Genomic DNA, 10673 nt, shown 5'->3' on the forward strand with positions numbered 1-10673 from the left:
ACCAGGCTTTTTACTATGGCAAGGCCTATGCCGCTTCCGGGATATCTGCGCGAAAGAGAGTTTTCTATCTGTTTAAACTTTTCAAAGATCGTGTTCTGATCCTCAAGACTAATTCCTATGCCGCTGTCTTCTACGGAGATCAAAACTTCTTGTCCAAGGTCCCTGCTGATTATCTTTATTTTTCCTCCATAGTCGGTAAATTTGATGGCGTTATCAAGCAGATTTATCAGTATTTGCTCCAGCCTGTCCGGGTCCCCGAAAACGGTCTGGGCGCAAGGGTCAAGGTCCGTGGTTATGGAGATGTTCTTTTTTGACGCCATAGGCTCCACCGAAACGGTGGCTTCGCTCACCAGTTTTGGAAGATCAAAATCCTTCTCGTTCATTGACAATTTACCCGCCTCCAGTTTGGCCAGGTCAAGCAGGTTGTTTATCTGCGACAGGAGGTTTTTGCTGTTCTTTTGTATGGCGGTCATGAACTTTAACTGCTGTTCGTTCATTTCCCCTATCTTTTTTTCCATAAAGATGTCGCAGTAGCCCATTACCGCGGTAAGCGGGGTCCTGAGCTCATGGCTGATATTGGTCAAAAAATCGGACTTGACCCGCAGGGCCTTTTGCAGCTCGACATTGAGGAGCTGCAGTTCTCTGGTGCGTTCCTCCACTCTTTTTTCCAGTTCTTCGTTAAGTCCGCGCAAAAGGGCATTGCCTATTATTATCTCGTTGGTTTCCTTGTTGGCTATCAGGGTCAGCAGCGCGATCAGAAAAGCAATTATCAGGGTTATCTCGACTGCCAGGATCGGAAGATCGCGGATGGTGAACATTACGACCAGAAGGCTTATGATGCCGGTTGCTATGACAAAGAACTGGATGCCAAAGCATTCCTGGACGTTCTTTTCGCAGTAGGCGCATCTTTTGAACGGATGAGTGCCGGTAAGCCTGACCCAGAGGCAGTTGCAGCCGCCTTTTGCCATTTTAGGCCCCCTCTCCAAGATGTTTTTTGACCTTCTTGATCAGTTCTTCAAGATTGAAAGGTTTTGTCATGTATTCGTTGGCCCCTGCGGCATAACCGGCCTCGACATCTTCGGGATTGGACCTTACCGACAGCATTATGACGGGCGTGGCCTTGATGTTCTCATCTGCCCTGATGGCCTTGCAGACCTCATAGCCGTTCATCTCGGGCAGCATCACATCCAGGAGTATAAGCATGGGTTTGTTCTTTTGCGCCGATAAAAGGCCTTCTTTTCCGTTGGCCGCGGTGATGATGCTGTAATTGTGCTGCTCCAGTATGAGCTTTACTATCTCAAGGTGGTCTTCTACGTCCTCGACAACTAGTATGTTTTTCATGGCTGTAATGGTCCAGAGATATCAGCCCAGGGCCTAGAGACCGCCCCTGGCTTTTCTGTCGGCTTCTTCCATTTCCCCGATGGTTTTTTCTATGTCAAGGCCTTTTTTAGTGGCATCGACAAGGGATTCGTAGAGCTTTTTGGTCCTTGCGTCCATGCCGCCCATCTGGGCGTTGAGCTGGCTCTGAAATGCCGTCTTTGCCTGCGGATTAAGCGCCTTGTACGCCTGGGCAAACTTCTTGATGCTTTCTTTAAGCTTTGAGTCGGGATCCTTGCGGGCGCTCTCCATATATTCTCCTTGCCGGCAATGTAATTATATCATCTCCCTTAGTCTTTTCAAGATAAATATTGTTAGCGGCGGGGATATTTGTTATACTTTAAAAAATGAAGAGAATAACAGCTTTCCTGTTCCTGTCATTGTTCCTTTGGACCGGCGCCTTTGCGGCAAAGATAGACCAGGCCGTTGTCCGGCAGATGAAGGCGTCCCCGGGGAAAAAGTTAAGCGCCATAGTCTACATGAAAGGGGATGTTGACACTGCCTTTTTGCCGAAAAGCCGCAAAGAAAGGGCCGATTTCTTGGACAGCTTTACACGCTCAAGCCAGAAGGGCGTGTCAGACTTTTTGTCTGCCGGGAAAAAGACAGGTAAAGTCTCCTCCACAAAAAGGTTCTGGACATTCAATGCTTTCTTGATAGTGGCGGAAGGTTCGGTCCTTGAGGAGCTTGCAAAAAGGAGTGATGTCGAAAGAGTGATCATTAACCGGAAGCTGTATCTCCCTCCGCAGCCCGAAGTTGAACCGGCCCCGATTATGAGAACTTTTGCGTCCACGACCCTTGAGGCCAACATTGAACAGATAAGGGCCGACGAAGTGTGGACCGGCTATGGTATCAGAGGCGCCGGCGTAAAAGTCGGGATAGCCGATACCGGCTGCCTTTCTACCCATCCGGACCTGTCCGGAAAAGTCGTCAAAGAGGCGTATTTTGACGATTCGGGGACCAAAGTCGCGGACACAGCCGCTGATTACCAGGGGCACGGCACCCATGTGGCTGGGATAATAGCCGGAGGCAACGCATCTGGAAAGTATATCGGCGTAGCTCCGCAGGCCTCTCTTCTGGTGGCAAGAGTGTTTGATCCGGACCCACTGGACCCATCCAAGGACACATCTTCTTATGCGCAAGTCTGGGCAGGAGTGGAATGGCTCATAGACAACGGAGCGCAGGTGATCAATCTGTCACTGGGGGACTCTGCCGGGGAGTCAGTTGACGCATGGAAGACCCAGATCGACAGATGGAACGACCTGCTGGGGGTACCGGTTATCTGCGCCATAGGCAACAGCGGTCCGTCTTCCAACACAACCTCCAGCCCGGGCAATGTTCCAAAAGCGCTTGGAGTGGGCGCAGTGGACGGCTCGGATACTGTGGCCAGTTACAGCTCTAGAGGCCCCTCGGTCTGGAGTTCGGTCTCTTACACAAAACCGGACATAAGCGCTCCGGGAAGCGGCATAAGGTCTTCCTGGAATGACGGTTCCTATTCGGCTAGTTCCGGGACTTCCATGGCCAGCCCGCATGTGGCAGGAGTTGCGGCGCTTATGCTGGGGGCAAATCCCACCCTGGAGGCGGAAGAGGTCAAGGCCATAATCAAGAACAATTCGCACAGGATGAGCGGGACCACTTTTCCCAACAACGACTATGGCTGGGGAAGAGTGGACGCTTTTGAGGCGGTCACAAATTCCACCGGTCCGGACACGGACCCGCCGCTGATAGACCATACTCCTGTCACATCGGCAGGGTATGGAGAGGAGCTGACCGTAGCGTCCACCGTTACGGATAACCGCACCACCACTCCCACTGTCCAGCTTTATTACAGGAACTCGGACAATGTCTGGGAGATGCAAACCATGTCTTGCGAAGCCGGCAGCACCCTTTACAGGGGCGTTATCCCTGCCTCTGCGGTAAACAGCGATGTGGAGTATTATATAAAAGCCGTCGATATCGCTTCCAACAGTTCGACCTTCCCGATAGGAGCGCCGTCCTCACTTACCAAGGCAAGCGTTACCGCCCAGGATTCGCTGACCGTGGATAACAGCAGCGCCTGTCCCAGCCCTTATACGGGGGCCGGCGATATGAACTTTTCTTTTTATCTGTCCAGGCCGGCTCAGGCCCAGATAAGGATACTTAACACCTCCGGCGAAACCATCAGGCAGATCTCTTACTCGGGGCTGCTTGGCTATAACAGCGTTGCCTGGGACGGAACCGACTCCTTTGGCGAAAAGGTAGGCAACGGAACTTTTATTTACCAGATAGTGTTCAGGGACGATGCCGGGTCATTCAAGACAGCCAAGGGAAAATTCATAGTCCTCAAATAAAGCCTAGAAATTAAGCGCCCCTTCCAGCGTGGCCATGCTGGCGTTAAAACTGTTGAGCGGGTTTAAGTAATCCGTATAGAGCACGTTCTTAAAGTTGGCTTTTACCGTTATGCTGGAAAGCACCACATTTGACTGCGGCAGGCTTATGTTGAGGCTGTAATCGCTGGTCACTTTTAGTATGTCATAGTTCGTTACTATTCCGGCCTGCACTTCGCCAAGGTTCCTTTCCTGCTGCCAGTTGTAGGTAAGAGTGGCCCAGCTGACCAGCCTTATATTGGCAGAAGCGTCTATCACGGTCTTGGGCTTTTCGGCTATAAGGATAAGGTCCTTGGTGATCTTTTCTGCATAGTTGACCGAGAGCGACAAAAACGAAAGCGGCGAGAACGAGGTCCAATATTTTTTTGTCACGTTCTGAGTTTTGGTGTTGACCGCGCCGGTATTGTCGTTGTTGTTGTAATCCTCAAAGATCCACTGCGTGTTGAGCGTCGGCAAAAACAAAGGGGTAAGGCTTGCGTTAAAGTCCCTGGACTCGGAGGCAAGCACCGTGTCTATCTCCAGAGTGGAGGAAAAAGACCTAGTGAACCGGTTCTGAGTGCTCCATTTTGAGCCCAGGCGGAGAAAGGAGAACGGGTACAGGTCCACCCCCAGGTTCCTCTGGGAGCCGTTGCTGAAAGCCCCGGTCTCCTGCATGGAATCGTCGTCCGATTTTCCATAGGACAGGGCTATCATGGAAAGCGGGGTGAACCTGATGTTGATATTGCTTCTTTCTATCTTTGGATTTGGCAGGGATTCCTGCACGCTCTGGGTCTCCTGCCTGTTCTTGTCATAAGAGGTCGAGAGCATTGATATGGGATCGAACACGACATTGAACGACTCGTTTTTCGTGTTGTTCGGGGTCCCCGTCAGCAGGTTCTTCTGCTCGTGGGACACTACTTTTACCCTGGTGGCCAGCCTCTTTATGGGCGGAAGAGTCAGGTCCCAGTCAAAATCATAGGTCAGGTCCCTGGAGATCTCGTGGTATGTGCTGGATTCCGAGGTAGCGGTGTGGGGCTCGCTCATCTGGTAATCAATGCCGAAATTGGCCTTGTTAAGAATGTTGAGGGTGTTGCCCGTGTGGAAAAAAGAGACCAGGCTCCTTGAGCCGTCCAGGTTGTTGACCGCTTCCGTTTTTGTAAAGTCGTTCCTGTTCTTAAAGGTAAAACCCCTGTAGGTTATGTCGGTCAGCGCCAGAGCCGCGGAAAGCGCATTGGAGCCGGAATCCACCGAATGCGCGGCTGCTCCCGGAAGAATGTCGTCCATGCTTTTGGTGTTCCTGTAATTAATGCCTGCCGTAAAAAGCCCGAACGGAGCGGTGGCTATGCCAAGGTTCCTGTCCGTGCTCCAGTTATAGAAGCCCTTGTTGGTCCCTATCTGGTTCTTGGTCTCTATCAATGTTGAGTTGATCACCGTAAAACTGCCAACGCCGAATTTAGCCCTGATCTCCTTCTTTTGGCTGCCGGACCCTATTGTTGTGGAGCCAAGCGGAGCAAAATCGGGCTCCATCTCCCTGTAAGAGCCGCCGAGCTCCAGGCCCCCGATGCGGGTAACGGCTTCGGCCTTGTAGGCGTGGCCCTCTATGATGTCTTTGGAGCTGGAACTGCCGGAAGAGGACCTGTAGCTGTAATCGGCGGTTATTGTGCTGGTTGGATTGATGCTTATATAGTAGAACGTGACCTGACCGTTGGCGTAATTGATAAAGTAATCGATGTCCTTGTTGCGGAGCCAGCCGTCCACATATATTTTTTCGCTGTTCTCTACAACATTTGAGTGTGAAAGGGAATAAGGTCCCCTGGTGTTGTTGCCCTTGATGGTGTCCGAGGAGGACTCAAAAACGGTGACCTGGTCGGTCCTGCTTTTGCCAAAAGCGCCGGCCACGGCCAGAACATCCCCTATGCGGGCCTCGGCATCAACTCCGACCACATCGTGGTTCAAGGTCTCTTCGGAATTTGTTTCAGAGGCCGGCACATAGTAGAAGGTCACGGTAAAATTCTTGTTGGATGGGAACGGGTCGTTAAAAGTAATGTACGGGGTGTATGGATAATTGTAATTGAAAGAGTAGTTCCCGGAATAGACCTCCTTGCTGGCGTTGCGGGTGTATGTTTCGATAACAGAACTTCCCGTGGTCCAGGCCTGGAGCCTGTCGCTTCCCGGAACCACATTGGTCGCGGTGGTAAGGTAATAGGGTCCCGTTCCTCCGTTGCCGTAACCGGTAAACTTGCCAACCACGCTTTTCTTGTAGGAATATGTGACAATGATCTCGTCTGTTGAGGAAAGCGTCCCTGTAAACTTTATGCCTCCCGTGGAATATCCGTCTGAAGAATCATTTTTATCGTTGACATACGGCAGCTGCATGGAAGCGGCATCGGAGGTCGGTATATAAAAAGCGGTATAATCGGCGCCGTTGACCTTGACGGTAACTGCCTGGGTAGAGTCAAGAGGGAAATTTTTCAGGCTCAGCACGCCGTTCACAAGGTCGCTTCCTTTTTTTGATTCGGAAACCATGGCGGTAGGGGAAGTGCTTCCCTGTTTTGCGGCCTCTTTCATGTATGTGGCGCCGACCGAAAGTTTGTTGACCGCCTGCAGTTCCTCTTTTTCGGCGCTTACGGCGTAAAGGTATGAGGCGCTTATCTTTGCCGCGGTGGCCAGCTTGGCTTTAAAAGTGACCTTGCCGTACATATGATCGATGGTATAGTCTATGTCCCTGAAGTTCCTTATGCCGTCAACATATATCTCTTCGCTGTTCTTGACCACTCCGGTGTGCCTGAGCTGATAAGGGCCTCTGCTGTCCAACCCCGAAAGGTTTTCGGCCTCGCTGGAAACGATATAGTAAGAATAGGAAACGGACAGGGGGTCTTCTTCGTCCGGGAGCCGGTCCACGAACAGGGCAAGCGAGCCGCTGTCGTAGTTGATGGAATAGTCCTCAAGTTTTTTCAGTATCCTGCCCTCGTAGATCACCTTTTCGCTGAACTCCACGACGGGAAAATGCTTTAGCCGGAAAAGGCCCAGCACTTCGCCGGAAGCCGCTTTAGCTGCTTCCGAGGAAGCCAGAGCTTCGGGGCTTATTGCGGGCGGAGCGTCCGAAGGGAATATCTCGCTGGCTTCGACTGTCGTCCTTTTTGGCAGAGTTACAGGCCCGGGCGCAAAGAAGTATCTGCTCAAGTTGCCCCTTGCCTGCGCCGCAAAAAAGTCCATTTTTGAGATAGTCGGGAAGAACAGGTCCACTATATTTGTGTACTCGTAGGTGTAGGTGAACTGGTCTGTCGGGATAAGGATCTTGGAAAAGGTGATCTTGCCCTCAAAATAATCCATGACATAGTCTATCCCGCGGTTCAATTTGATGTTGTTCAGATAGATCTGCTCCGAGCCCTCCACTATAGAGCCGCGGCCAAGGCTGTAGGGCCCCCTGGTGTTGTTGCCGTAGCCGGTCTGCAGTTTCTGGTTATTGCTTTTGACCTTGGCCGATGGGATAAGGGTCAGGTCGTAATTTTCGTCCTTAGAAGTTATCATGACGCCGTTGACATACTTGGTGGTGGAGGCAAATTCGTTGCCGGAGATGACGGCGTTAAAGTCGCCAAAGGTAAGCTCGCTGTTGTCGTACTTTACTTTGACATTGGAAACCTGCGGGGATTCCGGCTCCTGTTCAATATCATAGGATACCGTAAGGCTATCGCTTAATTTGCTGCTGATAAGCAGTTTTAGCCTTTCCTGCCAGGGCCCGGCAAGCCCCAAACTGGAGGACAGCCCTCCAAGGTGGGTCTGGGCCAGTAGCATGTTGGAGGCCGGCTCGCATTTGATCTGGTAAAACTCCCATTTTTTGTAGCCGCTTATGTCAAATTGGGGATAGGTGTCTCCAAAAGAAAAAGTAACCCCTCCCGCAGCCAGCAGGAGCAGCGCCGTTAAAAGGCTTTTTAGTCGCATTTTGATAGTTAATTCTAACAAGAGGCAGGTTAAATAGCAACAAATCAAACCCAGAACAATTTTAGGCGAAAAGCTTGTTCGGTTCCAATGACCCTCGAGCTGCCAAGATGCTAATAGATCCGCACAGCCAGGACCCTAAATAAAACCAATGGGAAAGGGCGATTGCCGCTTTGGGCGACGACACGCAGTATGAATAACAGAAAAAGCATTAGACAATTCGATGTCAATCGAGTCCGTATGAGGACTCGATATATGCCTGGAGGAGCTTGCGGCAATCGCGGGATTGTTAAGGGCGGAGCCCTTAACGAGTTTCTTTTCTGTCCACTTTTCTTTTCGATAAAAGAAAAGTGGACATATATAAGAATGGCTCATGTTTGAGAAAATGCCTTGAATACAATGGACAAACGCGGGGAATTATGATAAACTCACTCTAAATTTTGGTGAAGGCGTGAAGACCAGAGAGTTTCACCTGACGATACTTGTTACAAACAAAGTAAAGGTGAAGTTTACGCTTAATACAGCGCACAGCGCGGGATTGATGTTTTTCCTGCCGTTCAGAGATGGCGATAGTATTTCTTTGCCGATTCCACTTACACCCCTTTCAATAGGTGCGGTTTAGCATAATGAAGAAATTTGGTTTTATAGGATATCCTTTGAATAGCGACCTGTGGTTCAAATTTAATCCGCAGTCAAGCGGCGTTCCAATAGAAGATCTCAAAAAACACATGATGGTGTCAAAGCCGATCTTTGCGTCCAATATTACCGGGGTCAAGTCTGTTAATGGAGAGGAGATCGAAGGATATCTTGCTTTGGTCCCACTTTTCCCAGATCAGATACTTGATTTGGATACAAAGTTCGTGATCAATAAGATCGTCGAGGCGTGCGACTTAGTTAAGTCCAAAGGAGCGAGAATTGTTGGGCTTGGAGGGTTAACTTCTGTGGTGGGGAATCAGGGAGAAATGGTTGCGAATAAACTTGATATTGCGGTGACTACAGGTAACAGTTACACAGCGGCAATGACAATAGAAGCTACTAATAAGGCTGCTGATCTGATGGGTATCAGTGTTCATAAGGCTAAGGTCGCTATTGTCGGGGCTACTGGATCTATAGGGAGCATCTGCTCGTATAATTTTTCAGAAACTGCCAGAGAGGTTGTCCTAGTGGCAAGAAACCAGCGAAGATTGGGAGAGCTTCAAAACCGTCTCAAAAAGAAAGGAGTCTCAACTGTTCTAACATCTAAGGATATCAAAGAAGCAATAGCCGACGCTGATATTGTTATAACCGCAACAAGCGCTCCCCAGATTTTAGTTGATGTAATGGATCTTAAAAAGGGCGCATTGGTTTGTGATGTTGCTATTCCGAGGAATGTTTCTTTTGAATCAAAAAAGATAAGGGGAGATGTGCTGGTCATAGACGGCGGTCTTATTAAACCTCCCGGGAATATGAAGATAGATCTTGATATTGGACTGCCTCAAGAAATCGCGTATGCGTGTCTTAGCGAGACCATGATCCTTGCTTTTGAAGGAAGATTTGAAAATTATACTCTTGGCAGAGGATTGGATATAGACAAGGTAAAAGAGATTACCTCCCTCGGGGTAAAACATGGGTTTTCCTTGTCGGAATTTAAGAGTTTTGGAAAAACCGTAACAAAGTCGGACATTAAAAGGATTAGAGAAAACGCAAAAAACTAAACCATGAATGTTTATGCTGTCTCTGCTCTCTCGGCTTCTCTAATACTATTTGCAATTGGTATTTTTGTTTTTCACAAAGACCCTTCCAACAAGGTCTATAGGATTTTTCTTATATCTAATACGGTGATAGCTCTCTGGCTTTTTGGGTGCTTTGGAGAAAGCCACATAATAGATCAAAGATATCTGCCGCTTTGGGATAAATTCTTAAATGTATTTGCGGTATTTAGCCCAACTTTGTTTGTGCACATCATATTTGTGATAGTTAATGCAAAAAGCACAAAATTTATCAAGATCTGTTATCTTGTCTCCACAATTCTGGCCATTAGCGTTTTTACACCTTTATATTCTCAGGGCATACGATCTTATTATGGGGTTAGATTTATCACTGTCCCTGGCCCTCTATACTATTTTTTTATGGTCTTTCTGGGATGGTGCGGTTATCTTACCATCTCAAGAACGATTTCTGCAATCATATCGGACAAGCGCAATTCAAACAAATTTCAACACCTTCTTTTTTCCGTTATCACTATAGTAATTGCCGCAATGACATACTATGTGATGATCTTCAATATTTTAATCGTCCCAATTGATAATTGGCTTAATGTTCTTTATGGTCTTACTCTGGCTTATACAATTACGCGATACCGTCTTATGGATATCCGCATCATAATCAAAAAAGGCCTCGTTTACGCGATAGTCACCGCAATAATAAGTGCACTGTATATTGCGATAGTCACAGGCGCCGAGATGGCTTACAAAAATATGCCCTATTACAATGTGCTGTGGCTTACTATTCCGTCAATTCTTCTTTTGGCGGTGATATTTGCGCCGCTGATAGAGATAGTACAGAACGCCGTAGAAAGGACCGTTTTTAAGAAGCAGTACCTGGCAAACCAGGTGGCCATGCGGTTTTCCGAGGGCATAAAAGAGCTCATGGACATAGACGAGCTTTCAAAATACATAACAAGATCGGCCATAAAGGTCTTTAAGTTAAAAGGCGCGGCGGTTTTTATCGTCAATGAGGAGACCAAAAAGTATGAATGCCGGGACGCCAGGGGCGACCTGGCCTCATTCAGGAACTCTGTGTTTGACGAAAGCGACCCGCGCATAAGCGCCATAAGAACAACAAAAACCACTCTGGTGGCCGATGAGATGGGAGAAGGCCCCATACTTTCGCTTATGAGAAAAGAAGGTGTCGGCGTCCTTGTCCCCAGCATCTCGGCCAAGAACGGCAGCCTCATAGGGTTTTTGATAGGCTCAGACAGGGCAGAGGCCAGGATATTTTCGGAAGAGGACATTTATCTTCTGGATTCTTTTGGAA

Annotated in this window: 7 protein-coding genes; 3 read left to right on the plus strand and 4 right to left on the minus strand. The window is 48.8% G+C overall.

The annotated features are described in order from the left end of the window. The 3 genes from WC490_07790 to WC490_07800 form a co-directional block, all read right to left on the minus strand. The coding region (locus tag WC490_07790; GenBank protein ID MFA5098501.1) for a HAMP domain-containing sensor histidine kinase at positions 1-968 on the minus strand (968 nt) is incomplete at its 3' end. Position 969: 1 nt separating this feature from the next. Further along, complete coding sequence (locus WC490_07795) at positions 970-1341, minus strand: response regulator (protein MFA5098502.1); 372 nt, start codon at positions 1339-1341, stop codon at positions 970-972. Positions 1342-1374: 33 nt separating this feature from the next. After that, complete coding sequence (locus WC490_07800) at positions 1375-1629, minus strand: hypothetical protein (protein MFA5098503.1); 255 nt, start codon at positions 1627-1629, stop codon at positions 1375-1377. 95 nt (positions 1630-1724) lie between these two features. Here WC490_07800 and WC490_07805 point away from each other — a divergent pair, with 95 nt between their 5' ends. Next, a complete protein-coding gene (locus tag WC490_07805; protein MFA5098504.1) occupies positions 1725-3704 on the plus strand; it encodes a S8 family serine peptidase in 1980 nt (659 codons plus the stop codon). Between the two features lie 3 nt (positions 3705-3707). Here the strand turns inward: WC490_07805 and WC490_07810 are convergent, their stop codons facing one another. Beyond that, positions 3708-7661 carry a hypothetical protein gene (locus WC490_07810; protein MFA5098505.1) on the minus strand — a complete coding sequence of 1318 codons (3954 nt, stop codon included), beginning with the start codon at positions 7659-7661 and terminating at the stop codon, positions 3708-3710. Between the two features lie 623 nt (positions 7662-8284). Here WC490_07810 and WC490_07815 point away from each other — a divergent pair. Continuing rightward, positions 8285-9352 carry an NAD(P)H-binding protein gene (locus WC490_07815; GenBank protein ID MFA5098506.1) on the plus strand — a complete coding sequence of 356 codons (1068 nt, stop codon included), beginning with the start codon at positions 8285-8287 and terminating at the stop codon, positions 9350-9352. A gap of 651 nt (positions 9353-10003) precedes the next feature. Then, on the plus strand, positions 10004-10673 hold a 670-nt coding region (locus WC490_07820; GenBank protein MFA5098507.1), incomplete at its 3' end, for a hypothetical protein.

It is taken from the genome of Candidatus Margulisiibacteriota bacterium (assembly GCA_041650635.1).
GTDB lineage: Bacteria > Margulisbacteria > WOR-1 > JAKLHX01 > JBAZKV01 > JBAZKV01.

Bases quoted from the DNA above. Each gene is read 5' to 3' on its own strand.
- WC490_07795 (MFA5098502.1), bottom strand. From the start codon at position 1,341: ATGAAAAACATACTAGTTGTCGAGGACGTAGAAGACCACCTTGAGATA.
- WC490_07800 (MFA5098503.1), bottom strand. From the start codon at position 1,629: ATGGAGAGCGCCCGCAAGGATCCCGACTCAAAGCTTAAAGAAAGCATC.
- WC490_07805 (MFA5098504.1), top strand. From the start codon at position 1,725: ATGAAGAGAATAACAGCTTTCCTGTTCCTGTCATTGTTCCTTTGGACC.
- WC490_07810 (MFA5098505.1), bottom strand. From the start codon at position 7,661: ATGCGACTAAAAAGCCTTTTAACGGCGCTGCTCCTGCTGGCTGCGGGA.
- WC490_07815 (MFA5098506.1), top strand. From the start codon at position 8,285: ATGAAGAAATTTGGTTTTATAGGATATCCTTTGAATAGCGACCTGTGG.